Origin of the sequence: Kitasatospora sp. NPDC050543 (genome assembly GCF_044457565.1) — a bacterium.
Lineage (GTDB): Bacteria > Actinomycetota > Actinomycetes > Streptomycetales > Streptomycetaceae > Kitasatospora.
Genome location: NZ_JBITGZ010000033.1, coordinates 47,115 through 72,715 on the forward strand (window position 1 = coordinate 47,115; position 25,601 = coordinate 72,715).

Here is a 25,601-nt window from a genome sequence, read left to right on the forward strand (position 1 = left end):
AGACCTATTGCCAGTTGCGCACCGGCTCCCTACCCTCGCACTGACACCGGATCCTCCATGGCAACCCGACGGCCCGAGGCTCCCGCTCCGCCCTGCCGCGACGGCCGGGGCGCGGCACGGTGCCGCTCCACGCACCTGACACCTCCCCACAGGTAACGGGGCGCCCCGGCATGCCCCGGCGCCCCAGGACAGGAGCCACATCCATGCGCAGACGTCGGATCCGACTCCCGCTGCTGGCCGCCGGGACCGTGCTCGCACCGCTGTTCGCGGTCGCTCTGCCCGCCACCGCCGCCCACGCCGCCGCCCCCACCGCGGCGTTCGCCAAGGGCAGCGACTGGGGCAGCGGCTACGAGGGCGGTTACACCATCACCAACGGCTCCTCCACCGCGTTGAACGGCTGGACCCTGGAGTTCGACCTGCCCGCCGCCAACACCGTCTCCTCGCTGTGGAACGCGACGTACATCACCGCCGCCCCGCATGTGACGGTCAAGAACCCGGGCTGGGCGAACACCATCCCGGCGGGCGGCTCGTACAGCTTCGGCTTCAACATCGCCTACTCGGGCGGCTACAAGCCGCTGCTCAACTGCAAGCTGAACGGGCAGCCCTGCGACGGCGGCTCCGGTACCGACCAGAGCCCGCCGAGCGTGCCGGGCGGCCTCCAGGTGACCGGCACCACCGAGACGACCGCCGACCTCGCCTGGACGGCCAGCACCGACGACGTCGGGGTGGCCGGGTACGACGTGTTCCAGGACGGCGTCAGGGTCGCCACCGTGAACGGCACCTCGACCACCGTCCGGGCGCTGACCGCCGCCACCACGTACCGGTTCACCGTGCAGGCCTTCGACGCGGCGGGCAACCGCTCGGCCGCCGCCGGGCCCGTCAGCGCGACCACCAAGGCGCCGACCACGCCGGACAAGCAGGCCCCCACCACCCCCGGCACCCCGGCCGTCACCGGGACGAGCTCCACCAGCGTGTCGCTCGGCTGGACGCCCAGCACCGACAACGTCGGGGTCACCGCCTACGACGTCTACAACGGGACGGCGCTCGCCGCCGGCGCGGCCGGCCCGGCCGTGACGGTCACCGGGCTCGCGCCCGACACCTCGTACACCTTCACGGTCCGGGCCAGGGACGCGGCCGGGAACACCTCCCCCGCCTCCGGCCCGGTCACGGCCCGGACGCAGGCCGGCGGCACCGACCCGGGCGGCGCGCTGAAGATCGGCTACTTCACCCAGTGGAGCATCTACGCGCGCGGCTACAGCGTGAAGCAGCTGGACACCTCGGGCTCGGCCGGCCGGCTCACCACGCTCAACTACGCCTTCGCCAACATCCACCCGGCCACCAAGCAGTGCTTCATCACCAACAAGGCGGCGGGCAACGACTCCGACCCCAACGCCGGTGACGGCGCCGGTGACGCCTGGGCGGACTTCGGCAAGGGCTGGGACGCCGGCAACTCGGTGGCGGGGAAGACCGACACCTGGGACCAGCCGCTGGCGGGCAACTTCAACCAGCTGAAGCAGCTCAAGGCCAAGTACCCCAACCTCAAGATCCAGATCTCGCTGGGCGGCTGGTCGTACAGCAAGTGGTTCTCCGACGCGGCCGCCACCGACGCCTCCCGCAAGGCGCTGGTCAGCTCCTGCATCGACATGTACATCAAGGGCAACCTGCCGGTCGTCGACGGCCGCGGCGGCGCCGGCAGCGCGGCCGGCATCTTCGACGGCATCGACCTCGACTGGGAGTGGCCGAACTCCGACGGGCATCTCGGCAACATCTTCAAGCCCGCCGACAAGGCCAACTACACCCTGCTGGCCCGGGAGTTCCGCCGCCAGCTGGACGCGCTCGGCGCCACCACCGGCAAGCACTACGCGCTCAGCGCCTTCCTCCCGGCGGACCCGGCGAAGATCTCGGCGGGCGTGGACATCCCCGGCCTGTTCGGCGCCTTCGACTTCGCCACCGTCCAGGGCTACGACTACCACGGCGGCTGGGAGAACGTCGCCAACCAGCAGTCCGCGCTCAGGCTCCCGGCGGGCGACCCGAGCCCGGCGAACCAGCGGTTCAGCTCCGAGATCGCCATCAACGCCTACGTCACCGGCGGCGCCCCGAAGAGCAAGCTGACGCTCGGCGTGCCGTTCTACGGACGCGGCTGGACGGGCGTGCCGCGCGGCACCACCAACGGCCTCTTCCAGACCGGCACCGGGCCCGCGCCGGGCAGCTACGAGCCCGGGTACGAGGACTACCACAAGCTCAAGGACATGGCGGCGAGCGGTGGTTACACCGTCTACCGGGACCCGGTGGCCGGCTTCGCGTACCTCTACAACGGGTCGGTGTTCTACACCTACGACGACCCGACCGAGATCACCCGCAAGACCGCCTGGATCAAGGCTCAGGGGCTGGCCGGCGCGATGGTGTGGTCATTCGACGGCGACACCGCGAACGGCGAGCTGATGGCCGCCGTCGACAACGGCCTGCGGTGACCCGCTGACCTCGGTGCCCGCCGCCCCGGCCGGGGTGGCGGGCACCGCCGGCCGCCCCGGGTGCGCCCCGGGGCCGCTCAGGCCGCGCGTCGCGCCAGGTGGACGATGTCCGGCACACCCCGGGCCACCGGGACCTCGTGGGTGACGACGTCCGCGAACCCCGCCGCACGCAACGCCTGTTCGAACGGGGCCGACGGCTGCGCGCTCCACACCGCCAGCACCCCGCCCGGCAGCAGCCGCCGCCACAGCCGGGCCAGCCCCGCCGAGCCGTAGAGCCCGGCGTTGGAGTCGGTGACCGTCCAGTCCGGGCCGTTGTCGATGTCCAGGCAGAGCGCGTGGAAGCGCTCGCCCTCGGGCGCGGCCAGGTACTCCAGCAGGTCGGTGTGGAGCACCGCGACCCGGGGGTCGTCCAGGGCTCCGGCCGAGAACGCCCCCAGCGGGCCGCCCCGGTGCCAGTGGATGATCGAGCCCTCCCGTTCGACGACCACGATCCGGCCCCAGCGCGGCTCGGCCGCCGCGTACGCGAGCGAGAAGCCGACGCCCAGGCCGCCGATCAGGACGGACGGGCCCACCACTCCGGGGCCGAGTCCGTCCAGCGCGGCCTGGATCAGCAGGCGCTCGGAGCGGCCGTCCGCGGTGTCCATCAGGAAGCAGCCGTTGGCGATGATCTCGAAGTGCTCGCCGCGCCGCCGCAGGACCACCTCCCCGTAGGGGCCCTCCCGGCGGTCGAGCAGTTCGACGGCGTCGAGGCCGTCCCGGTCGGGCGGTGCGGTGGCCATGCGCGGTCCTCGGTGTACTCACGGAACGGTCTGGATACGGTCCGACTCTAGCCGAGCGCCGCCCTCGGCCAAGTGCCGGCCCGCGCACCGGAAGTCGGCCTGACCGACTTCCCACTCCGCTCCCGCTCCCGCGCCGCACCCGCTCCGCGCCGCACCGCCTCCCGGACACGCGAACGGCGGCCCACGCGGTGGGGCCGCCGTTCGGGGGCCGGCCGCCGCCGGCCCGCCGCCGTGCTCGGCACAGCTATGCGGTCAGCAGCACCCCCGCGTAGGACACGCCGGCCACCATCACCCAGGACGCCAGGCCCAGCGCGGCCATCCGGCCGCCGGTACGCAGCAGAGTGGGCAGATGGACGGCACTGCCGAGGCCGAACAGGGCGGCGGCGAGCAGGAGTTCCTGGGCGTCCTGGGCCGTGGTCAGGACACTGGCCGGGACGGCTCCGGTGCTGCGCAGGGCGATCATCGCCAGGAAGCCGGCCACGAAGAGCGGCATGATCGGCGGCCGGCCGCCCCGCACCGCCGGCGCCACCGCGGGTACGCCCGCCGCCGCACCGCCCCCACCCGACGCCACCGTCATCGCCTCGCTCTTCGCCCGTGCCCGGGAGCGGCGGACGGCCACGGCCACCCCGGCGACCAGCGGCGCCAGCAGCACCACCCGCATCAGCTTCACCAGGACGGCCTCCCGCAGCGCCGCCGGCCCGCCGGTCTGCGCGGTCGCGACCACCTGGCCGACGTCGTGCACGCTGGCGCCGACCCAGCGGCCGAAGTCGGCCTCGCCGAGGCCCAGCGGCTGGTGCAGCAGCGGGAGTACGGCGATGGCGAGGGTGCCGCAGAGGGTGACCAGTGCGACCGAGGCGGCCACGTCCTCCTCCTCGCTGCCCGCCGCCTGGCTGACCGCGCCGATGGCGGAGGCGCCGCAGATCGAGTAGCCGGTGGCCACCAGCAGCGGCTGGTCGCCGGGCAGGCCGAGGCGGCGGCCGAGCCAGAGGGTGCCGGCGAAGGTCGCGGTGACGACCGCGAGCACCATGGCGACGGTCGCCCAGCCCAGGCCGAGCACGTCGTCCAGGCTGAGCTTGAGGCCGAGCAGGACGATACCCAGGCGCATCAGCCGGCGGCCCGCCGTGGAGAGCCCCGCGCGGGCCGGGCCGCGCACGATCGGGCGCAGGCCGGGCAGATGCGCGGCGGCCATGCCGAGCACCACGGCCGCCGTCAGCTTGGGGATCGCCGGGACGAGCTGGTGCACACCGAGGGAGGCGGCCACGCCGAGCGCGGCGAGCAGCAGCCCGGGGGCGTCCTTGGGCATCGGGGGGCGGGCGGCGCCGCGCCGGTCGGTGGCGCGCTGGGCGCTGCGCAGGGTCAGGGCCACGGTCGGGTCACCGCTCGTCGTCGGGGAGCCGGTAGACGCGGCGGATGCTGGTGCCGAGCCGGGAGATGTCGGCGCCGTAGATGTGGATGGAGATCGCGGTGCTGGTGCAGGCGTTGCGCACGAGGTGGATGTCGCCGGGCGGGGCGAAGGCGGCGACGCTGCCCTGCGGGCTGACCACCGACTCGGTGGCGACCAGGTGGCCGGTCCGGCCGTCGGAGACCAGCCGGTAGCGGCGCTCGCTCTCCTGGCCCTGGTGGACACCGGCCACGCACCAGGAGACGTGGTCGTGGATCGGCGTCTCCTGGCCGGGCAGCCAGACCAGCCCGACGACCGAGAACCCGCCGTCGGGTTCGGCGTGCAGCACGTGCTGGCGGTAGCGGCCGGGATCGCCCTCGCACTGTGCGGCGGTGAGCAGGTCGGCTCTGCCGAGGTACGGAGCGAGCCGCTCGCCGACCAGGTACGCCGTCAGTTCGGGGGGCAGGCCCCGGTCGGTGACCTCACGCACCTCGCCGACGAGGGCGTGCATACACTCGGTGAGCGAGGCGATGCCAGCGGTGGCGGAAGTTGTCATGCTTGCAGGGTCGGGCGAGGTGACCCATCACGTCCAACGACGAATTCTTCTCGACCCCTCCATCACCGCTTATGGGTCGTTGCCACGCACCACCCACCCCGGCCACCGGGCACCCGCCGCGTCGACACCCCACCTCGGCGGCGGCACCCCACTCGCCACCCGCCGCATCAGCACCCGACCCTGCCCGTCAGCACCCCACCCGGGCGGCTGCCGCCGCGCGCAGGCTGTCCAGCACCAGCGTCGTCGCCGGGATCTCCCGGTGCTCGCGCAGCACGTACGCGCTGACCTGGCGGCGCAGATGGGGCTCGACGGCGCGGCCGGTGACCTTGCGGTGGCACATGAAGGAGAGCACCAGCGCGGGCATCAACGCGATGCCGACCCCGGCGGCGACCAGGCTCTGCACGGCGAGGTTGTCGTCGGTGGTGAAGACGACGTCGGGCGCGAAACCCTCCTCCGCGCAGACGTGCAGCAGGTTGGCGCGGCAGCGCGGGCAGCCGGCGATCCAGCGCTCCCCCGCGAGGTCCACCAGCCGTACGGCGTGCCGTCGGCCCAGCGGGTGGCCGACCGGCAGCAGGACCGTCAGCAGGTCCTCCATCAGCGGGATCTCGACCAGCTCGGGCGGCACGTCGGCGGCCATGCCCGGGTAGCTGAAGGCCAGTGCGATGTCGCACTCGCCCCGCATCAGCCGCTGGAGCGAGTACGGCGGTTCGGCCTCCAGCAGCTCCACCCGCACGCCGGGGTGCTCGGCGAGCAGCTGGGCCATCGCCTCCGGGATCAGGGTGGCGTTGGCGCTGGGGAAGGCGCAGACCCGCACCCTCCCTGCGCGCAGCCTGGCGAGCGCGGTCAGCTGCTGCTGCGCGGCCGAGAGGCTGCCGAGGATCACCTCCGCGTGCCGGGCCAGCGCCTCGCCGGCCTCGGTGAGCTTCAGCCCGCGCCCGGCGCGGGCGAACAACGGTACGCCGACGGAGCGTTCCAGCGCCTTCATCTGCTGGGTGATGGCCGGCTGGGTGTAGCCGAGTTCGCGGGCGGCCGCCGAGTAGGAGCCGGCCCGGACCACTTCGTGGAAGGTCTTGATGTGCCGTGAGTCGAACACGGGGCAAATCATAAGCAGACTTTGGGGTCGCCGGTCCAATCCCATCCGACACTATGGTTTCCTGGCGAACCATCCGGCACGCAACCCCGGGCTGCACCGGATTCACCCCACGCCGGCCCGCTACTGCTCCGACTCCGGGGGTACCCCCAGCACCACGCCCGCCTTCGCGAGCGGCGCGCCGCCCTTGATCTGCGCCGGCTGCGGCTCTCCACCCAGCGCGCCAGCCAGGACAACAGCAGACACATCCCGATGTACACCGGCGTGATCACCAGCACCACCGGGATGAACGGCAGGTCGTAGTCGAGGTTGGTGGCGATCAGCTTGCCCGCGTGCAGGAACTCCTCGTAGGTGATCAGGAATCCGAGCGAGGTGTCCTTCAGCGCCACCACCAGCTGGCTGATGATCGCCGGTAGCATCGCCCGGTTCGCCTGCGGCACCAGGATGTACGTCATCACCTGGGTCTTGCGCATCCCGAGCGCGAAGGCCGCCTCCCGCTGGCCGGCGGGCACGGCCAGCACGCCCGCCCGGAACACCTCGGCCAGCACGGAACCGTTGTAGAGCGTCAGGCCGGCCACCAGCGCCCAGAGCGGCTGGACCTTCAGGGCGACGAAGATGAAGAAGATCATCACCAGTAGCGGCATCGCCCGGAAGAACTCCACCACCAGCGTGGAGAACCAGCGCACCACCCGGTGGTCGGAGAGCCGGCCGGCCGCGAACAGCGCGCCGAACGGCAGCGCGAACAGCACCGTCCAGGCGAAGGCCTCCAGGGTGTTGCGCAGCCCCCGCAGCAGCAGGTCCTGGACCCCTCGGTACTCGAAGGCCATCCACTTGTCATGGGTGAACTGGCCGGTGTGGAACAGCATGTAGACGATCCAGCCGACCAGCGCGGTGACCGCCAGCAGCGCCAGCACCCCGTACAGCCGGTGCCGGGCGATCGCCTTCGGCCCGGGGACGTCGTACAGCGCGGAGGCCGGCACCGGGCACGCCGCCCTGGCGGGCCGCACGGCTCGCTCGGAGGAGGTCGAGGTCATCGGGCCACCGCCAGGCGTCGTTCGAGCAGGTTGAAGACGGCGCTGATGGTCAGTGTCAGGATCAGGTACCCCACGGCGATCCAGACGAAGGTCCAGATGATGCTGTACCCGAGCTCGTTGATCGTGCGGTAGGTGCCCAGCAGTTCGGTGACGCTGAACGCGCTGGCGATGGCGGTGTTCTTGGCCAGCGCGATCAGCACGCTGCCGATCGGAGCGATCACCGAACGGCCCGCCTGCGGCAGCGCACCACCAGACCCAGCGTCTGGCCGAAGGTCATCCCCAGGCTGCGGGCCGCCTCACCCTGGCCCAGCGGCACGGTGTTGATGCCCGAGCGCAGGACCTCACAGATGAACGCCGAGGTGTAGCAGCCGAGCGCCAGCACCGCGAAGGTGAAGAACGGCAGCACGATGTCGAAGCGCGGCAGGCCGAGCACCACCACGAAGAACAGCAGGGTGAGCGGTGTGTTGCGCAGGATCGTCACCCAGGCGGTACCGAACGCCCGCAGGGTCCGGATCGGCGAGACCCGGAAGCCCGCCATCAGCACGCCCAGCACCAGCGCCAGCGCGCCGCTCACCAGGGTGAGTTCGAGGGTGCCGACGAAGCCGTGCCAGTACGTCGACCAGTTGTCGGTCAGGACTTTCATCGCGCGGCCTCCTCAGTACCGGTCGATCGGCGGCGGAGCGGGCGCGGGCACCCCGGACAGGCCCAGCGTGGCGTCGTAGGCCTTCTTCCAGTCGCCGTTCTGCTCGTGGCGGGCGAGCGCGTCGTCGAGGGCCAGGCGCAGCGCCGTGTCGTTGTGCGGCGTGCCGATACCGTACGGCTCCTTGGAGAACGGCTCACCGGCGATCTTCATATCGTCCGGCGCCTTGGCGGCGTACCCCTGGAGGATCGCGTTGTCGGTGGTGACGGCGTCCACCTGGCCGGTGACCAGGTTGTCCACGCACGCGGAGTAGGTGTCGTAGCCGACCAGCTTCGCCTGCGGGTAGTCCTTCTCGATCCGCTGGTGCGGGGTGGACCCGGCCGCCGAGCAGACCGTCCTGCCGTTCAGGTCCTGCGGGCCGTGGATGGTGGTGTTGTTCTTGCGCACCAGCAGTGACTGCCCCGCGACGAAGTACGGACCGGCGAAGCCGACCAGCTTCTTGCGCTTGTCGTTGATGGTGTAGGTGCCCACGTAGTAGTCGACCTGGCCGTTCTGCAGGGCGGTCTCGCGGGGTTCGCGGAGGCGATGGTCTTGAACTCGATCTGGTCGGGCCGGAAGCCCAGGTCGGCGGCGACCATCTTGGCGATCTCGATGTCGAAGCCCGCGTACTCCCCGGTGGCCGGGTTCTTCTGGCCGAGGTAGGGCTGGTCCTCCTTGACGCCCACCACCAGGTGCCCACGCCGGCGCGCGGCGTCCAGGGTCGGCGAGCCGATGACGGTGTCGCCGCTGCTCACCGGATAGCTGGGCAGCGCGCCGGGTTGCGGCCCCTTGGGCGGCGGGGTGCCCGGCTTGCCGCAGCCGGCGCCCGCGCCGAGCACGGCGAGCAGGGCGAGGCGGCGAGGCGGCGAGGCGGCGAGCAGACGCTTCGCGCGGGGCGCGGGCCCGATCACGATCACGCCCCCTCAGTGCTTCAGGATCTTGGACAGGAAGTCCCGGGCGCGCTCGCTCTCGGGAGCGTTGAAGAAGCCCTCGGGGGTCCGGTCCTCGACGATCCGGCCGTCGGCCATGAACACCACGAGGTTGGCGGACGCGCGGGCGAAGCCCATCTCATGGGTGACGACCACCATGGTCATGCCCTCGTGCGCCAGCTGGCGCATCACATCCAGCACCTCGTTGATCATCTCGGGATCCAGCGCCGAGGTCGGCTCGTCGAAGAGCAGCGCCTTGGGCTCCATCGCCAGGGCCCGGGCGATGGCGACCCGCTGCTGCTGACCGCCGGACGGCTGGGCCGGGTACTTGTCGGCCTGCGAGGCCAGCCCCACCCGCTCCAGCAGGGCGCGGGACTTGGCGTCGGCCTCCGCCCGGGGCCGCTTGCGGACCCTGATCTGGGCCAGCGAGACGTTCTGCAGCACGGTCTTGTGCGCGAACAGGTTGAAGGACTGGAAGACCATCCCGACCTCGGCGCGCAGCTGGGCCAGCCCCTTGCCCTCCGCCGGGAGCGGCCGGCCGTCGATGGAGATGCTGCCGGTCTCGATCGGCTCCAGCCGGTTGATCGCCCGGCAGAGCGTGGACTTGCCGGAGCCGGACGGCCCGATCACCACCACGACCTCGCCCCGGCCGACCGTGAGATCGATGTCCTGCAGGACGTGCGGATCGCCGAAGTGCTTGTTGACCCCGCTCAGTTCGATCAACGGCGTGAAGACGGCGGTGCTCACACGTGACAACCCTCCTCGGGGCCGCGGGAGGTGGGCTACCTGTTGTTCTGCCGGCCCCTGACCAGCCAGCCGACCGCCGCCCCGGCGACCAGGGTCGCGAACAGCGCGATCCAGAGCGGGGTAGTGACGGTGAAGACCCAGAACTGGATCTTCACCCTGTCGAGGTTCGCGAACAGGAACCACACCGCCAGGACAACGACCGCGACGGTCGCGATGTAACGGGTGGGGATACCCGCGATCTCGCTCCTCTTGCCCCCGGAGGACGACGAACCGTCTGAAATCTTGGTCACAAGCGCAGTCTGTGGGCCGATGGAGCGACAGGTCGGCTTACACGCCCGGGCGTAACCCGCACGGGCGAAGCCGCAGCCGGGGCGGGCCCGTTGGCGCCGGCGAGCGGGGGAAGCGGGGCGAGGGGCGCTACGAGGGCCGGACGGGCGAGGGCGGGCAGGTTGCACCTGCCCGCCCTCGCCCCGACCGCCCTCGCCCCCGAGCCGCCGGAGTTGCCCCGCTCGCCCCGGCTCAGCCCTCGTCGCGCCAGGAGCGCCACAGCGCCGAGTAGGGGCCGCCGGCCGCGACCAGCTCGGGGTGGCTGCCGTACTCGGTGATCCGCCCGCCCTCGACCACCGCGATCACGTCCGCGTCGTGCGCGGTGTGCAGCCGGTGGGCGATGGCGATCACCGTCCGGCCGTGCAGCACCCGGGCCAGCGAGCGCTCCAGGTGCCGGGCCGCGCGCGGGTCGAGCAGCGAGGTCGCCTCGTCCAGGACGAGGGTGTGCGGGTCCGCCAGCACCAACCGGGCCAGCGCCAGCTGCTGCGCCTGCGGCGGTGTCAGGGCCGCCCCGCCGGAGCCGACCTCGGTGTCCAGGCCGTCCGCCAGCGCGTCCACCCAGTCGCCCGCGTCCACCGCGTCCAGCGCGGCCCGCAGCTCGGTGTCGTCCGCCTCGGGGGCGGCCAGCCGCAGGTTGTCCCGGAGCGTACCGACGAACACGTGGTGTTCCTGATTGACCAGCGCCACCTCGGTGCGGACCCGCTCGGCGGGCATCCTGGCGAGCGAGGCGCCGCCGAGCGTGACGCTGCCCCGGCCGGGGCTGTAGATCCCGGCCAGCAGCCGCCCGAGGGTCGACTTGCCGGCGCCGGACGGCCCGACCAGCGCCACCCGGCTGCCCGGCGCCACGTCCAGGCTGATGCCGTGCAGCACATCGGCGCCCTCGCGATAGCCGAAGCGGACCTCCGCGGCCTGGACGTGCCGGCCGCTGGGGTGCGCGTCCTCGTCCGTCTCCCGGTCGGGCACCTCCCGGACGCCGACCAGCCGGGCCAGCGAGGCCTGCCCGATCTGCAGCTCGTCGTACCAGCGCAGGATCAGGTCGACCGGCCCGGTCAGCGCCTGGGCGTAGAGGACACCGGTGGTCAGCTGGCCCACGTCGATCCAGCCCCTGAGGGTGAACAGGCCGCCCAGCACCAGGGTGCCGAGCACCGCGAGGGCGTAGACCCCGTCGATGGCCGGGAACCAGAGGCTACGCAGCCAGAGCGTATACCGCTCCCAGGCCAGCCACTCGGTGAGCTTGCGGTCGGTGAGGCGGATCCGCTCCTCGCCCAGGCGCAGTGTCTCGACCGTCCGCCCGGCGTCGACCGTCTCGGCCAGCACCGTGTTGACGGCCGCGTAGCCGGCCGACTCGGCCCGGTAGGACTGCGGCGCACGCCTGAAGTACCAGCGGGAGCTGGCCAGCAGCAACGGCAGCCCGATGACGGAGGTCAGGGCGAGCAGCGGCGAGGTGACGACCAGCGCCGCGAGCACCAGCACCAGCGAGACCACGGCCACCGCCAGCTCCGGCACCGCCTCGCGGACGGACTTGGAGAGCCGGTCGATGTCGGTGGTGCCACGGGAGACCAAGTCCCCCGTGCCCGCCCGTTCGAGGACGCCGGGCGGCAGCGCCACCGAACGCACCAGGAAGTCCTCGCGCAGGTCCGCCAGGACCTCCTCGCCGAGGATCCCGCTGCGCAGCCGGGACCACCAGGTGAAGGCCGACTGGACGACGAGGGCCAGCAGGTACCAGCCGACGACCGTGGCGATGGTGCCCTCGGCCGTGTCGGTGGCGAGCGACTCCACCAGGGTGCCGAGCACCCAAGGGCCGACCAGCCCGGCCACCGTGGCCACGGCGTGCAGCGCGACCACCGAGCCGAAGCCACGCCGGTGGCGCCGGGCGAGCAGGCGGACGTACGCGCGCACGGCCGCCGGGGAACCGACGGGCAGCATGGTCGCGGGCCCGCGCTCCTGGAGGACTGGGGGCTTCATACGGTCCTGCCTTCTCGCGATCGCGCAACGAACGGGGATCGGGGTGGACGGTGGTGGTGCGGACAGTGGTGGTGCGGCCGGGCCACGCCGCCGGAGCGGTGGCCGCCCGCCGGCCGGGGGTGTCGACCGGCGCTCACACCGCCTCCCGCACCGCGGCCGCCGGTTCCGCCTCGGACACCGGTCCGGACTCCGGCGTCGGAGCCGACGCCGGCTCCTGGATCGGCTCCGGCACCTGTGCCGCCTCCGACACGCCCGCCGGCTCGTCCTCGCGGGTGACCACCGCGCGGTAGGCCGGCGTGCCGCGCATCAGCTCGCGGTGGCTGCCGGTGGCCACGGCCCGGCCCTCGTGGACGAGCACCACCCGGTCGGCCTGGTCGAGCAGCAGCGGGCTGGTGGCGAAGACCACCGTCGTGCGCCCGGCGCGGCTCTTGCGCAGCCCGGCGGCGATCCGCGACTCGGTGTGGGCGTCGACCGCGCTGGTGGGCTCGTCCAGGACGAGCACCGGCGGGTCGGCGATCAGCGAGCGGGCCAGGGCGAGCCGTTGGCGCTGCCCACCGGAGAGGGAGCGGCCGCGCTCGGTGAGCTGAGCCCGCATCGGGTCTCCCCCGCACTCGGGCGAGCCGTCCACCAGGGCGTCCAGGACGTCCTCGGCGCGGGCGGCGGCCAGCGCGTCGGCCGCCTCGACCCGGCCGGAGGAGGGGACGTCCAGCAGGTCGGCCAGGGTGCCCGAGAGCAGCACCGGGTCCTTGTCGTGCACCAGGACGGCCGCGCGCGCCTCCGCCAGCGGGACGGTGTCCAGCGCGGTTCCGCCGAGCCGTACCGAGGGGGTGGGCTGCTCGCCCTCCGCGAGCGGGACATGCCCGCCCAGACGCTCGGCGAGCGCTCCGGCGAAGTCCGGGTCGCCGCAGACCACCGCGGTCAGCTCGCCGGCCCGGGCGGTCAGGCCGGTGACGGGGTCGTGCAGGTCGGCCCGCTCGGGGCGGGTGAGCGCGGCGTCCGCCTCGGCGGTGGTACGGGAGAGCGAGAGCACCCTGACCGCCCGTCCCGCGGAGACCCGGGCCACGCTCCAGGCGTGCGCGGCCTCGCCGAGGATTCGCAGCGGCGCGGCCAGGAAGGCCGTCGCGCCGTAGACGGCGACCAGGCTGCCGACGCTGATCCGCCCGGAGGCGGCGAGCTGCGCGCCGTACCAAGTGACGCCGACCACGAAGAGCCCCGGCAGCAGCACCCGCTGGGCCTGCATCAGCGCCCAGATGCGCGAGGCCCGCACCGCCGCGGCGCGAACCTTCTGCGAGGCCGCCCGGTAGCGGGCGAGGAACAGTTCCTCACCGCCGATGCCGCGCAGCACGCGCAGGCCGGCGACGGTGTCGGCGGCCAGCTCGGTGGCCTTGCCGCCGAGCGTGCGCTGCTCGGCGTAGCGCTTCTCGAACGGGCCCAGCAGCGGCCAGACGGAGGCCGCGAGCACCGGCACACCGAGCAGGACGGCGAGGCCGAGCAGTGGTTGGGCGACCAGGACGACGATGCTGACGGCCAGCCAGACCAGGACCGCGGCGCGGACCCGGGCGACCAGCTCGACGTACCAGCCGATCTTCTCGACGTCCCCGCTGCCGACCGCGACGATCTCGCCGGTGGCGATCCGCCGGGAGAGCCCGGCGCCGAGGTGGGAGACCTGGCGGGCGACCAGCTGGCGGACCTGGGTCGCGGCGGTGATCCAGTTCCAGACGGCCTGGCGGTGCAGCAGCACGGTGGCGCACGCGGCGACGACGGCCAGCGCGAGGGCTGCGCCCCCGGCCCGCCAGATGCCTGCGGCGTCACCGTCGACGGCCGCCTGTACGCCGAGGCCGAGCGGCAACGGCAGGGCGGCCTGGCAGCCCATCTCCAGCAGGGCCCAGCAGGTGGAGAGCACCTGACCACGCCGCTGGCAGCGCTGGAGCCAGCGGAGGAAGGCGATCAGGGAGTCGAGATCGGGGCTGCCGGGGTCGGGCAGCGGCAGGGACTTGAGCGGCATGACGCTCCGTTGCGGGTGGTACGGGCATGGGGCCAGAGCGCGCGGGCCCGGGTCACGGGCACGGCGGGAACGCCTGCGGCGGTCGGCGGCAGACGGCGGGGAGGTCGGAGAGGGCGTGGTGCCGGGGGCGGGTGCCGAGGAGGGGCGGGTCGCGGAGGGCGGACGCGGGCGGCGGGCACGGCGGGGCAGGGTCAGGAGGACATGGGAGTCGAGCGTGCCCGGCCCGGTGTGACCTACGCAACAGGTTTTCCACCGGCCGGCCGTGGGCGAACCACCGGCCGACCGGCTCCCCGGTGTCCACCGGGCGCCCGACCAGCCGCCCGACCGCCCTCCGGCGCGCCCGCCGGCGCACCCCCGCGGCCAAACCTCCCCGAGCTCCCGAAATTCGTCCGCGCACCCGGGAACACCGGCGCTCTCGAACAGGTTGGACCAGTGCGGAAGCATTGGACGACCAGGAGGGCACCCCTTCTCGTGAGCACCATCCCCAACGTGACCCTCAACAACGGCGCGGGGATCCCGCAGCTCGGCTTCGGGGTGTGGCAGGTCCCGGACGCGGAGGCGACGGACGCGGTCCGTACCGCCATCGGGGCCGGTTACCGCTCCATCGACACCGCCGCGATCTACGAGAACGAGGCCGGCACCGGTCAGGCGGTCGGCGAGGCGTTGGCAGCCGGCGGCGTGGCCCGCGAGGACCTCTACATCACCACCAAGCTGTGGAACTCGGGCACCAGCGACTGGTCGGGTGCGGCCGGGCGCGACGCGGTGCGCAAGGCCTTCGACGTCTCGCTCGACAAGCTGGGCCTGGACTACATCGACCTGTACCTGATCCACTGGCCGCGCCCGATGCACGGCAGCTTCCTCAACGTCTGGAAGGCGTTCGAGACGCTGCTCGAGGACGGCCGGGTCAAGTCGATCGGTGTCTCGAACTTCGGCCCCGAGCAGCTCACCCGCCTGCTCGACGAGAGCTCCGTGGTACCGGTGCTCAACCAGGTCGAGCTGCACCCGCACTTCCCGCAGCACGAGCTGCGCGCCTTCCACGCCGAGCACGGCATCGCCACCGAGGCCTGGAGCCCGCTGGGCCAGGGCAAGGGCCTGCTCGGCGAGCCCGCGCTGGTGAAGATCGCCGAGAAGCACGGCCGCACCGTCGCCCAGGTGGTGCTCCGCTGGCACCTGCAGAGCGGCGTCATCGCGATCCCGAAGTCCGTGACGCCCTCCCGGATCAGGGAGAACCTGGACGTCTCCGGCTTCGAGCTGGACGCCGCCGACCTCGCGGCGATCGCCGCCGTGGAGACGGGCGAGCGTCTGGGCCCGGACCCGCAGGAATTCGACTGGAACTGACCCGCCGACCCACCGATTCGATGGTCCGCTCATCCGATGAGCGGTGAGCGGACCTCGGGTGTGCGGTGACTCCGGCTCCGCCCTGGCGATGTGTCAACGCCGAAGGCCGCGACCCTCATTCGGGGGTTACGGCCTTCGGTACGTTGGCGAATCGTTTTGGCTGGTCTGCGAGCAGCCGGAGCTAGAGCCTGGCCGCCTTGGCGAGCAGCGCGAGAGCCGGCGCGTGCTCGTCCTCGTCGAGCGGCGCGAGCAGCAGTCGCTGCACCTCGCCGACCCCGGCGGCCGAGCGGTGCAGCAGATCCTGACCGGCGGACGAGAGCGAGAGCAGGTTACGACGCCCGTCGGAGGGGTCGCGCCGGCGCAGCACCAGCCCGCGCCGGACCAGCCGGCTGACCATCTCGGCCATCGTCGCCTTGTCCAGCGACGCCAGCTCGCCGACCGTGCGCTGGTCGGCGCCCGGCTCCAGCTCAAGGGCGTCGAGCACCGCGTACTGCGGCGCCGTCAGCTCCGACCCGACATGCTCGGACCAGAGCTTGGTGTGCACCTGCTGCCCGACCCGGATCAGGTAGCCGATGGCCCGCTGGGCGTCCAGCATCGGACGGGCGTCGCTGAAGGCGGCGACCGCAGCCGGCTCCAACCTGGCTATCTTCGCCATCACCCGGACGATTTCCAGCTGCTCGTCCGGGGTGAGCGGCTCGAAGAGCGTCCGCTGCACGCGGACCACTCCGCCGGTCGCCTCGCGGACGGCCTGCGCACCGTTCTGCGAGAGTGCCAGCAGCTTGCGCCGGCCGTCGGCCGGGTCGCGCCGGCGCAGCACCAGTCCGCGCCGGACCAGCCGAGCGACCATCTCGGCCATCGTCGCCTTGTCCAGCGAGGCACGCTCACCGACCGTGCGCTGGTCAGCGCCCGGCTCCAGCGCGAGGACCAGCAGCACGGCGAACTGCGGAGCCGTGAGGTCGGCTCCGACGTGCTCGGACCACAAACGGGTGTGGACCTGCTGCGCAACGCGGATGAGATGGCCGGGCGACTGCTGCAGCCGCTCGGACACCCGGGTCGTCGGGATCTCCCCCAGCACCATGTATCCGTCCCGATGTCACACCCGGTGTGTGTGGGACACCCGGGTGGGGCAGTAACGGCGTGTGGGCGTCCCGCTGTGAGGGAGGGCGCGCCAGCCGTGCAGCCGGTGGCTGCTGGCGCACACTATACAAACGGCGGGACCGTCCTGGCAGGCGGGGGCAGATAGTAGACGCATGTTCGTCGAACTTGGCATATTTACGCGCCCGGCGGCGGTCTCGTTCACTCCTTCGCAGCAGTGAGCCGGCCGCACCGCCCTCACCCTCTGTCACCTGCGACTCTTCCGTACCTCCAGCACTCTGGCTCACGGAGCTACTCGTCGGTAAGGTGTGCGCGAAGCGCTCTCAGTACCCATCTCCCGGGCCGGCCCGCCCACCTGCGGTCATCCGGCCCGCCATCTCACCTAGAGAGACGAGACCGAGCATGACCGAGCAGAGCACCACCCCCAGGGTCGCGGTCGTCACCGGCGCGGCCCGCGGCATCGGCGCCGCCACCGCGCTGCGACTGGCCGCCGAGGGATACGCCGTCGCCGTCGTGGACCTGGAGGAGTCGGCGGGCAAGGACACCGTCGACAAGATCGTCGCGACCGGCGGCCGAGCCCTGGCCGTCGGGGCGGACGTCTCGGACGCGGAGCAGGTGCAGAGCGCGGTGGACCGCATCGCGGCCGAGCTCGGCGCACCGGTCGTCCTGGTCAACAACGCCGGGGTGCTGCGCGACAACCTGCTCTTCAAGATGTCCGAGTCCGACTGGGACACCGTCATGAACGTGCACCTCAGGGGCGCGTTCCTGATGAGCCGCGCGATCCAGAAGCACATGGTGGCCGCCGGATTCGGCCGGATCATCAACCTGTCGTCCTCCTCCGCCCAGGGCAACCGCGGCCAGGCCAACTACTCCGCCGCCAAGGCCGGCCTCCAGGGCTTCACCAAGACCCTGGCCATCGAGCTGGGCAAGTTCGGCATCACCGCCAACGCCGTCGCGCCCGGCTTCATCGCCACCGACATGACGGCCGCCACCGCCGCCCGGGTCGGGATGGAGTTCGAGGCCTTCAAGGAGGCCGCCGCCACCCAGATCCCGGTCAACCGCGTCGGTGTCCCGGAGGACATCGCCCACACCATCTCCTTCCTGGCGAGCGAGGGCGCGGGCTTCGTCTCCGGTCAGGTCATCTACGTCGCGGGCGGCCCGCTCGACTAGCGACCGGCCCGCCCCACCCATGAGCGGCCCGCCCGAACCGGCGGGCCGCACCCGACAAGGACACCCCGAACGAGGGCCGACCCGAACAAGGACGGACCCGAACAGCGCCCCCGATCCACCGGCCGGGGGCGCTCCTCGTTCTCGGCGCGGCATTCCCGACTCCACCGAATGCCCGCCCGTTCCTCGCGCACGCTTTCGACACGAATCACCGCCGGATTCGCCGCCCGGCAGCCTCGCACCGGCCATTCGCCACCGGAATTGCATGCGGAAACCCCAGCACAGACCGGCGCACGCACAGGTAGGGGGCGTGCGCACACACCCCGCCAGCCCCCTCGACTGCGGACGCACCTCGAAGTGACCGGAATTCCAGGGAGTTCGCCGGATTCCCGGAGCTTGCCGGTGAATCCCTGGGCAGTCTGCCCCCCGTGCAAGCCCGGATCTAATCATCGGAAGACCTGACGACACCGCCGCACGGGCGCACCCGCGGGGATTCCGGATGGCCGCCGTTAAGCCCTACCTGCTGGTGGTGGCCGGCGTCCTGCTGGACACGGCGCTGGTCGACCTCGACTGGTGGGCCCGGCTGGGCGCGGCATCACCGCTGCTCAACGTCACCGTCGGGGCGGTCAAGATCGCCACCGGCCGGCTCGGCCCGCACTACGCGCTCTACGGCGGCTCGCCCGAGCTGTTCGCCGGCGGCACCATCTTCCCCTCCGGGCACGCACTGGGTGAGCGACGCGCTCGCCGGCTGGGCCACCGGTCTGCTGGTCCTGCTGGCGCTACCACTGCTCGAACCGCTGGTGGCCGGCACCGAGGAACGCCTGCGGCCCCGTCGCTCCAGGCCCGGGGTCAGCCCTCCCAGCTGCGCTCCACCACATCCTCACGAACGCTGAGGTTGAGCCGCCCCTCCCGGTGGTCCATGGTCATCATGGCTCCAGGTTCCAGCACCCGGACCGAGGTCCAGCCGTCCGCGAGCGCCCGTTCCCGCGCGATCGCCACCGGCAGCCCCCGGTAGTCCTCGTCCCTGCCGCCTGTCATCGCTACCCCCAACGCCGTCGGACGTACGCTGGAATCGTAGTCCGAACCGTGCCCGGCAGAAGGAGGTGGGCGATCATGCGTGCGACCACTCCACGACGCTGGCACAGCGGCACCGAGCCCGCCACCGCACGCAGTGCCCTCAAGCTGCGGCTCCTGCTCTCCCTCACTTTCACACCGCTGTTCGCCCTCACGACCGCCGCCTTCGCGGTCTTCGCAGCCCGCGCCACCCCTGACAGCGTACCCACCCAGGGGACCCTCACCGGGTTCGCCGTCTGCTGCGGGGTGCTGACCCTGCTGGCGGCGATCGACCTCTATGTGGTCATCCGGCGGCGGCGCACCGAACTCTGACCACCCATCGGGCGATCCCCCTCGCTGACGAGTGACCAGAGCCGGTGTCGGCCACCGGGGTCCGCGCCTGCGCCGTCAACCCGCCTTCGGGCCGGGAGTGCCGTTCGGCCAGACGCACGGGGAACTGACGGTCAGGCTCAGCTTCTTGGTGTCGTCACTGCTCTCCTGCAGCTCCGCCGTGAATCCGTTCGACTTGTTCTTGTAGTACTCCCAGCCCGCATCCTTGCTGAAGGGCTCGAAGCCCAACTCCGCCAGGTGCTTGCGGAAGGTCTCGAACATCTCGGGATTGCGGTCGACGGGGACGACACCCAGCGCCCAGTCCGTCCTGTGCAGCCGAACCCTCCCCTTCGGGCCCGAGTCAGAGTCGCTTTCGCACCCGCTACTGAAGGGCTCCGACACGAAGGCCTGCTGCTCGCCCAGCAGGGTGGACAGGATGTCCAGGTCGTAGGCCATCACCTGCTGCTTCGCCCGCTCCAGCGTCATGGTCGGCTTCAACTTGTCGGCCTTGCCACAGGAGGTCAGTGCCAGCATCGAGAGCGCCACGATGGCGGCGGTACGATACCCGGTCAGACTACGCATGGTCTCCCTCACTTCCCTGCGATGATCTCGCCCATGGCTCGCAGGGACTGACCCTGCCAGTAGTCGGAGTGCTCGGTTCCCGGGTCAGTGGGAATCTCCCGCCCGCCGAAGCGTCCGTTGGCCGGGTCCCGTCCGAAGGCCAGGTGATTGTCCGCCTCGCCGTGGAATCCCGAATAGGGAACCAGATCGGCGAAGCCGTTCATGATCTTCGTCCCCCATTGACTCGCGCCGTCCGTGACGAGGTCGGCGGGGTTCTCAGGCAGAGCCCATTCGATCGCGTCAGAATCGCCGCGGCCCGCATATACGTGCTTCGGGTCGACCCCGAGGTCCTTGGCACTGTCCACCCCGACGCCCGGGCTTCCCACGAAGATCACGTCGTCGACCGGCAGGCCCCTGTCCCGCAGGGCATAGCCGACCGTGGTGCTTCCGTAACTGTGCCCGACCACGATGTTGTGGGACGGCGCGCCCTCGTGGGTCACCCGCAGGCCTGTCTCGAAGTTGTGGAGCTTGTCCCGCGCACCGTCAGCGTAGGAGTCATTGGCCGCCTGCGGGAAGATGCTCTGTGGTGCGTCGTAGCCGACCCAGGTGATCGAGGAGGTTGTCTTCGTCTGGCCGGCCCGCCAAGCCGCCCCGACCATGGCGTCGGACCGCTCGATGTCACTGTGCAGGTTGTCACCGACCCTGGCCCCGGTACCAGGAACGTAGGTGACCACGTTGTCCGACGTGTCCGGGTTGTTGATCGCGATGATCGCGTGGCCCTTGTTCTCGGTGTCGAATCCGAGGAGGTACGCCTTCGGGTGCTCCGGGGTCACGGTGTCGCCGAGCCGGCTCTGAAGGGAGTTGATGCCGGCGAGCCTGTCCTCCAGCTCAGCCTTCTTCTCCTTCCACTTCACGTGAGCCGGACTCTCGATCTCGGCCTTCGGTCCGAGCTGCTTCATGGCCTCGGGCTCCGGGCCGAGGTGATCGAGCTCGTTCTGCAGCCGGTCGTGCTCGCGCTCGATCGTGATGCGGTTGGCCTGGTCGCGGTCGACCGCGGGTATGCCGTCCCGGTTGCCGATCTGCTCGGGGTGGTTCTGGATCAGCTGTTCCTGCTCGCCCGGGGTCAGCCCGTTCCACCACGCCTTGACCTGCTCCGGGCCGGCCTTGCCGTCGGGGATGTCCGTACGGCCCTGACTGGCCTTGCGGTCCGCCTCGGCGGTCGCGCTGTTCAGGCCGGTGCCGCTGGTGGCGTTGTCGACGAAGTGCCGCAGCCGCCTGGTGATCTCCTGGTCGGCGTGGTCGGCCTCGGAGAGCGCGTCGCGCAGCCGTAACTGCAACGCCGCGGCCTTGTTGGCGGCACCCGGGCCGGCGAAGTTGCCGGCCTTGGGGTCGTTCTCCCAGGTCATACCACCGTCGGGCGCGACGGTGATGCCCGCGGCCTTGGCGTCGTCCATGACGGTGATCAGCCTGGACTGGGCGAGCGCGATGGAGCGGTGTGCCTCGGCCAGCGCGGCGCCGACCAGGATCAGCTCCTCGTCGGCGGCCTTGAGCTTGCCGGTGAACGCCTGGAGGTCGGCGTTGACCTGGTCGGCCGTGGCGCCGGACCACTGGGAGCGGTGCAGCCGGTCGACCACCGTGGTCTGCCAGGCCTCGACGTGCTTGCCGAAGGCGGACGCCAGGCTCTCGTAGGCGAACCTCGCACTCAGCAGGTTGTTGAGGTTGGCGTCGTAGAGGGTCTTGACCTCCATGCTCAGACCACCTCGCGGACGCGGCGGCCGTGGACCCTGGTGCCGAACGGATCCGTGCCCGCCGCGGCGGCCGGGGCCGGGGCGGCGTACTTCGCGCCGATGGCGTTCATGCTCGCCATCGCCGTGTGGTCGCTGCCGCGGTACTCCTGCGCCATCTGGATCAGCTTCGCGCCGTAGCTGTCCATGTCGGCGGAGAGCTTGTCGAGCAGTGTCTTCCAGTCGGCCGTACAGTCGTGCAGCGCGCCACTCAACTGCCAGCCCTGAAACGCCCCTGACGCCGAATCACTCGGGCCGACGACCTTACCGGTCTCGCCGGGTATCTGCCCGGCGACCTCCTTGGCGCTGTGTCCGCAGCCTTCCAGCTCACCGGGACTCACCTGGTAGCCACCGCCACCGTCTGCCGGTTCACGCATTGTTCCCCCCGTTCATCCCCCTTGCGCGGCACCGGGGCTCAGCCCCTCGCGCCACACATGATCAATGCACCGTCGATGGTGGCACACGGCTCCCGCTCGCCGGCATCGGGGGGCCGCCCGCGCGAACGCGAAGTGGGAAGTCGGCCGGGCCGACTTCCCACTCCTGACGAATCCTCAGTCAGCGTCCGGTGACCGCCTGTTTGACCAGTGTCCGCCCGAAGTCCCACATCAGGCCGCTGCCCCGGTGAGCGTCGTCCATGACCTCGGTGAAGGCGTCGACGAAGCGGTCGACGTCCCGCTCGGTGATGATCAGCGGCGGGATCAGCTTGATCACCTCCAGGTGGTCCCCGGAGACCTGGGTGAGAATCCGGTGCCGCTGGAGCAGCGGCACCACCACCATCTGTGCGAACAGGCCCTTGCGGGCCGCTTGCAGGGCCGTCCACCCGGTGCGCAGCTTCAGCGACCGCGGGCGGCCGAACTCGATGCCGATCATCAGACCGCGGCCGCGCACCTCGGCGAGCAGCTCGTACTCCTCGGTCAGCGCGGACAGCCGCTCCCGGAACAGGTCTCCCACCCGCCGGGCGTTCTCGACCACCTTCTCCTCGCGCATCACATGCAGGGTGGCGAGGGCTGCGGCCATCGCCTGGGCGTTGGAGCCGAAGCTCGCCGAGTGGACGAGCACCCGGTCCATCGAGGAGTACACCTTCTCGAAGATCCAGCCCTTGCCCAGCGTCGCGCCGATCGGCACATAGCCGCCGGAGAGCGCCTTCGCGGCGCAGACCAGGTCCGGCAGGACGCCCTCCTCGTGCTGGTAGGCGAAGAACTCCCCGGTGCGGCCGACGCCCGTCTGCACCTCGTCGCAGATCAGCAGGGCCTTGTGCTCGTGCAGCAGCTCCTGCGCGGCGCGCAGCCAGCCGGGCGGCGGCGCGTGTACGCCCTTGCCCTGGACGGGCTCGACGATCAGCGCCGCGACATCGCCCTTGCCCAGCTCGCGGGCGAGCGCGCCGAGGTCGCCGAGCGGGATCGCGGTGTCGGGCAGCAGCGGGTCGAAGCCCCGGCGGAAGCCGTTCTCGCCGTTGACGGAGAGTGAGCCCGCGGTGAGACCGTGGAAGGCGTGGTCGCAGTAGAGCACCCGCCGCCGGCCGGTGGCGTACCGGGCGAACTTGAGCGCCGTCTCGACCGCCTCGGTGCCGCTGTTGCCGAAGAAGACCCGGTCCAGCCCCGGCGTGTACGAGAGCAGCTGCTCCGCCAGCAGGCCGGGTAGCGGGGCGCAGTCGAAGCGGGTGAGGTCGGGCAGGTCGAGGTCCATCACCTGCCGGACGGCGGCGCGGACGACGGGGTGGTGGCGGCCGAGCGCGAAGATGCCGAAGCCGGCCAGCATGTCGAGGTACTCGTTGCCCTCGGCGTCGTAGAAGTACGGGCCCTCGGCGCGCTCGTAGTACTTGTCGAAGCCGATGGTGCGCAGCATCCGGGGCAGCTGTGGGTTGAGGTACCGGCTGTGCAGCTCGTACCGCTCGGCACCGCGCTCGGCGAGCAGGGCGGCAAGATCGAAGCCCGCCCCGGTACCGTCGAGCCCCGCCCGGTCGTTGTCGTCGAGCCCCGCTCGGGTGCTGGGATGGTCAGCCGGCATGACGCTGGTCCGCTCCTCGGGTCGGTAGCAGGTGCTTGGCGATGGCCGCGGTCTGGGCGGCGACACCGGTACCGGTGAGGCCGATCTCCTCCAGGATCTCCCCGCGCGAGGCGTGCGCCAGGAACTCCTGCGGGATGCCCAGCACCCGCAGCGGGATGTCCACGTCCGCGTCGCGCAGCGCCTGGCCGATCGCGCTGCCGACGCCGCCGGTCCTGCCGTTGTCCTCGACGGTGACCACCAGCCGGTGGGCGGCCGCGAGCTCCACGAGGGCCGGGTCGACGGGCTTGACCCAGCGCGGGTCCGCCACCGTCGTGGTGAAGCCCTCGGCGAGCAGCAGCGCCGCGGCGTCCAGGCAGGCGGGGGCGGTGGTACCGACGGCGACCAGCAGGATCTCCGGGCTCGCGCCGGTGCGTTGCAGGACGTCGACGCCGCCGATCCGCTCCAGCGCCGGGATGACGGGCCCGATGTCCGCCTTGGGGAAGCGCACCACCGTCGGCGCGTCCCGGACCTCCACGGCCTCGCGCAGCTGGGCGCGCAGCTGGTCGGCGTCGCGCGGCGCGGCCAGCCGCAGGCCGGGGACGACCTGAAGGATCGACATGTCCCACATGCCGTTGTGCGAGGCACCGTCGACGCCCGTCACTCCGGCGCGGTCCAGGACGAAGGTGACGCCCAGCCTGTGCAGGGCCACGTCCATCAGGACCTGATCGAAGGCCCGGTTGAGGAAGGTCGCGTAGACGGCGACCACGGGGTGCAGGCCGCCGGTGGCCAGGCCCGCGGCGCTGGTCACGGCGTGTTGCTCGGCGATCCCGACGTCGAAGGTCCGCTCGGGGTAGGCCTTGGCGAACTTGGCGAGGCCCACCGGCTGGAGCATCGCGGCGGTGATGGCGACCACGTCGGGCCGCTCGGCGCCGATGGCCAGCAGCTCCGTGCCGAAGACCGACGTCCAGGAGGTGCCGCCGCTGGGCGAGATCGGCAGGCAGGTGTAGGGGTCGATCGGGCCCACGGCGTGGAAGCGGTCCGCCTCGTCCTGCTCGGCGGGCCGGTAGCCGCGGCCCTTGACGGTCAGGCAGTGCACGATGACCGGGCCGCCGAAGCCGCGGGCCTGGCGCAGCGCGTGCTCCACCGCACCGATGTCATGGCCGTCGATCGGGCCGAGGTACTTCAGGCCGAGGTCCTCGAACATGCCCTGCGGGGCGAAGGCGTCCTTGAAGCCCTTCTTCGCGCCGTGCAGCGCGTCGAAGATCGGCTGGCCGACCAGCGGCGTGCGCTGCAGAGCCTCCTTGCCGATCGCCAGGAAGCGTTCGTAGCCCTGGGTGGTGCGCAGGGTGGCCAGGTGGTTGGCGAGGCCGCCGATGGTCCTGGCGTACGAGCGCTCGTTGTCGTTGACGACGATGACGAGCGGGCGGTCCTGCGCCTCGGCGATGTTGTTGAGCGCCTCCCAGGCGAGCCCGCCGGTGAGCGCGCCGTCCCCGATCACCGCGACGGTCCGCCGGTCGTGCTGGCCGAGCAGCCGGCTGGCCTTGGCGAGGCCGTCCGCGTAGGCGAGGGCGGTGGACGCGTGCGAGTTCTCCACCAGGTCGTGCTCGGACTCGGCGCGGGAGGGGTAGCCGGACAGGCCGCCTCTGGCTCTGAGCCGGCTGAAGTCCTGGCGCCCGGTGAGCAGCTTGTGGACGTAGCTCTGGTGGCCGGTGTCCCAGACGATCCGGTCGTACGGGGAGTCGAAGACCCGGTGCAGGGCGATGGTGAGCTCGACGACACCGAGGTTCGGGCCGAGATGGCCGCCCGTCCTGGTGACGGCCCCGATCAGGAAGTCGCGGATCTCCTCGGCGAGCTGGGGGAGATCGGCGGCCGGCAGACCTCTGAGGTCTGCCGGTCCCTTGATGGTGGGCAGGAGTGACATGGTTTCACCTCGGGACTGTGGGTAGCGGCAGGGATGGCACTGGCTCGACCGGTGTGCGCTCTCAGCCTCGCGCGGTCACGGTCGGTGCGCCCGTTGACTCCGTCAGCTCGGCGAGCTTGAGGGCCTCCTCGATCAGCGTCTCGACGATCTTCGACTCCGGGACGGTCTTGATGACCTCGCCCTTGACGAAGATCTGGCCCTTGCCGTTGCCCGAGGCCACCCCCAGGTCGGCCTCCCGCGCCTCACCCGGACCGTTCACCACGCAACCCATCACCGCGACCCGCAGCGGCACCTCCATGCCCTCCAGACCGGCCGTGACCTCCTCGGCGAGCTTGTAGACGTCCACCTGGGCGCGGCCGCAGGACGGGCAGGACACGATCTCCAGCCCACGCTGGCGCAGGTT

Annotated in this window: 21 protein-coding genes and 3 pseudogenes; 5 read left to right on the forward strand and 19 right to left on the reverse strand. The window is 71.8% G+C overall.

What is annotated here, in order from left to right:
• Nucleotides 1-203: 203 nt before the first annotated feature.
• Nucleotides 204-2,471, forward strand: a complete 2,268-nt coding sequence (locus ACIBH3_RS29560) for a glycosyl hydrolase family 18 protein (RefSeq protein ID WP_396315169.1) — start codon at nucleotides 204-206, stop codon at nucleotides 2,469-2,471.
• A gap of 77 nt (nucleotides 2,472-2,548) precedes the next feature.
• Here ACIBH3_RS29560 and ACIBH3_RS29565 read toward each other — a convergent pair whose 3' ends face one another.
• From ACIBH3_RS29565 to ACIBH3_RS29615, 11 genes and pseudogenes are all read right to left on the reverse strand, one after another.
• Nucleotides 2,549-3,250, reverse strand: a complete 702-nt coding sequence (locus tag ACIBH3_RS29565) for a spermidine synthase (protein WP_396315170.1) — start codon at nucleotides 3,248-3,250, stop codon at nucleotides 2,549-2,551.
• Between the two features lie 244 nt (nucleotides 3,251-3,494).
• Complete coding sequence (locus tag ACIBH3_RS29570) at nucleotides 3,495-4,553, reverse strand: YeiH family protein (protein ID WP_396315191.1); 1,059 nt, start codon at nucleotides 4,551-4,553, stop codon at nucleotides 3,495-3,497.
• A gap of 70 nt (nucleotides 4,554-4,623) precedes the next feature.
• Entirely contained in the window at nucleotides 4,624-5,187 is a 564-nt protein-coding gene (locus ACIBH3_RS29575) for a cysteine dioxygenase (RefSeq protein ID WP_396315171.1), read from the reverse strand.
• A gap of 187 nt (nucleotides 5,188-5,374) precedes the next feature.
• Nucleotides 5,375-6,280: a LysR family transcriptional regulator gene (locus ACIBH3_RS29580; RefSeq protein WP_396315172.1), complete on the reverse strand. Its 906-nt coding sequence runs from the start codon at nucleotides 6,278-6,280 to the stop codon at nucleotides 5,375-5,377.
• 8 nt (nucleotides 6,281-6,288) lie between these two features.
• Entirely contained in the window at nucleotides 6,289-7,311 is a 1,023-nt protein-coding gene (locus tag ACIBH3_RS29585) for an amino acid ABC transporter permease (protein WP_396315173.1), read from the reverse strand.
• A pseudogene (locus tag ACIBH3_RS29590) lies at nucleotides 7,308-7,954 on the reverse strand (amino acid ABC transporter permease). The gene ACIBH3_RS29585 and the pseudogene ACIBH3_RS29590 overlap by 4 nt, the downstream one beginning before the upstream one ends.
• 12 nt (nucleotides 7,955-7,966) lie before the next feature.
• Nucleotides 7,967-8,871, reverse strand: a pseudogene (locus ACIBH3_RS29595) (glutamate ABC transporter substrate-binding protein).
• A 42-nt stretch (nucleotides 8,872-8,913) separates the two neighbouring features.
• On the reverse strand, nucleotides 8,914-9,666 hold the full coding sequence (locus ACIBH3_RS29600; protein WP_396315174.1) for an amino acid ABC transporter ATP-binding protein: 753 nt from the start codon (nucleotides 9,664-9,666) through the stop codon (nucleotides 8,914-8,916).
• Between the two features lie 35 nt (nucleotides 9,667-9,701).
• Complete coding sequence (locus ACIBH3_RS29605; RefSeq protein WP_396315175.1) at nucleotides 9,702-9,956, reverse strand: LapA family protein; 255 nt, start codon at nucleotides 9,954-9,956, stop codon at nucleotides 9,702-9,704.
• A 229-nt stretch (nucleotides 9,957-10,185) separates the two neighbouring features.
• Complete coding sequence (locus tag ACIBH3_RS29610; RefSeq protein ID WP_396315176.1) at nucleotides 10,186-11,958, reverse strand: ABC transporter ATP-binding protein; 1,773 nt, start codon at nucleotides 11,956-11,958, stop codon at nucleotides 10,186-10,188.
• Between the two features lie 133 nt (nucleotides 11,959-12,091).
• Complete coding sequence (locus ACIBH3_RS29615; protein WP_396315177.1) at nucleotides 12,092-13,963, reverse strand: ABC transporter transmembrane domain-containing protein; 1,872 nt, start codon at nucleotides 13,961-13,963, stop codon at nucleotides 12,092-12,094.
• Between the two features lie 471 nt (nucleotides 13,964-14,434).
• On the opposite strand from ACIBH3_RS29615, the gene ACIBH3_RS29620 reads away from it, so the two are divergent.
• Nucleotides 14,435-15,301 (forward strand): aldo/keto reductase, encoded by an 867-nt coding sequence (locus ACIBH3_RS29620; protein ID WP_396315178.1) that lies wholly within the window; start codon nucleotides 14,435-14,437, stop codon nucleotides 15,299-15,301.
• 181 nt (nucleotides 15,302-15,482) lie between these two features.
• Here the strand turns inward: ACIBH3_RS29620 and ACIBH3_RS29625 are convergent, their stop codons facing one another.
• Entirely contained in the window at nucleotides 15,483-16,379 is an 897-nt protein-coding gene (locus ACIBH3_RS29625) for a MarR family winged helix-turn-helix transcriptional regulator (RefSeq protein WP_396315179.1), read from the reverse strand.
• A 419-nt stretch (nucleotides 16,380-16,798) separates the two neighbouring features.
• On the opposite strand from ACIBH3_RS29625, the gene fabG reads away from it, so the two are divergent.
• Both fabG and ACIBH3_RS29635 read left to right on the forward strand, forming a co-directional pair.
• Nucleotides 16,799-17,566, forward strand: coding sequence for a 3-oxoacyl-ACP reductase FabG (gene fabG, locus ACIBH3_RS29630; protein WP_396315180.1), 768 nt, complete (start codon nucleotides 16,799-16,801; stop codon nucleotides 17,564-17,566).
• A 580-nt stretch (nucleotides 17,567-18,146) separates the two neighbouring features.
• Nucleotides 18,147-18,444: pseudogene (locus ACIBH3_RS29635) on the forward strand (hypothetical protein); the annotation flags it as partial.
• Here ACIBH3_RS29635 and ACIBH3_RS29640 read toward each other — a convergent pair.
• Complete coding sequence (locus tag ACIBH3_RS29640) at nucleotides 18,413-18,601, reverse strand: I78 family peptidase inhibitor (protein ID WP_396315181.1); 189 nt, start codon at nucleotides 18,599-18,601, stop codon at nucleotides 18,413-18,415. The pseudogene ACIBH3_RS29635 and the gene ACIBH3_RS29640 overlap by 32 nt on opposite strands.
• A gap of 75 nt (nucleotides 18,602-18,676) precedes the next feature.
• Between ACIBH3_RS29640 and ACIBH3_RS29645 the strand changes: the two genes are divergently transcribed.
• On the forward strand, nucleotides 18,677-18,949 hold the full coding sequence (locus ACIBH3_RS29645) for a DUF6343 family protein (RefSeq protein WP_396315182.1): 273 nt from the start codon (nucleotides 18,677-18,679) through the stop codon (nucleotides 18,947-18,949).
• 75 nt (nucleotides 18,950-19,024) lie between these two features.
• Here the strand turns inward: ACIBH3_RS29645 and ACIBH3_RS29650 are convergent, their stop codons facing one another.
• The 6 genes from ACIBH3_RS29650 to ACIBH3_RS29675 all read right to left on the reverse strand — a co-directional run.
• Nucleotides 19,025-19,528 carry a hypothetical protein gene (locus tag ACIBH3_RS29650; RefSeq protein ID WP_396315183.1) on the reverse strand — a complete coding sequence of 168 codons (504 nt, stop codon included), beginning with the start codon at nucleotides 19,526-19,528 and terminating at the stop codon, nucleotides 19,025-19,027.
• 8 nt (nucleotides 19,529-19,536) lie between these two features.
• Nucleotides 19,537-21,255: an alpha/beta hydrolase gene (locus ACIBH3_RS29655; protein ID WP_396315184.1), complete on the reverse strand. Its 1,719-nt coding sequence runs from the start codon at nucleotides 21,253-21,255 to the stop codon at nucleotides 19,537-19,539.
• Between the two features lie 2 nt (nucleotides 21,256-21,257).
• Nucleotides 21,258-21,668 (reverse strand): hypothetical protein, encoded by a 411-nt coding sequence (locus ACIBH3_RS29660; protein WP_396315185.1) that lies wholly within the window; start codon nucleotides 21,666-21,668, stop codon nucleotides 21,258-21,260.
• Between the two features lie 178 nt (nucleotides 21,669-21,846).
• Nucleotides 21,847-23,298: an aspartate aminotransferase family protein gene (locus ACIBH3_RS29665; protein ID WP_396315186.1), complete on the reverse strand. Its 1,452-nt coding sequence runs from the start codon at nucleotides 23,296-23,298 to the stop codon at nucleotides 21,847-21,849.
• Nucleotides 23,288-25,198, reverse strand: coding sequence for a 1-deoxy-D-xylulose-5-phosphate synthase (gene dxs, locus ACIBH3_RS29670; protein WP_396315187.1), 1,911 nt, complete (start codon nucleotides 25,196-25,198; stop codon nucleotides 23,288-23,290). The genes ACIBH3_RS29665 and dxs overlap by 11 nt, the downstream gene beginning before the upstream one ends.
• A 61-nt stretch (nucleotides 25,199-25,259) precedes the next feature.
• Nucleotides 25,260-25,601, reverse strand: a 342-nt coding sequence (locus ACIBH3_RS29675; RefSeq protein ID WP_396315188.1) for a flavodoxin-dependent (E)-4-hydroxy-3-methylbut-2-enyl-diphosphate synthase, incomplete at its 5' end; no start/stop codon positions are given.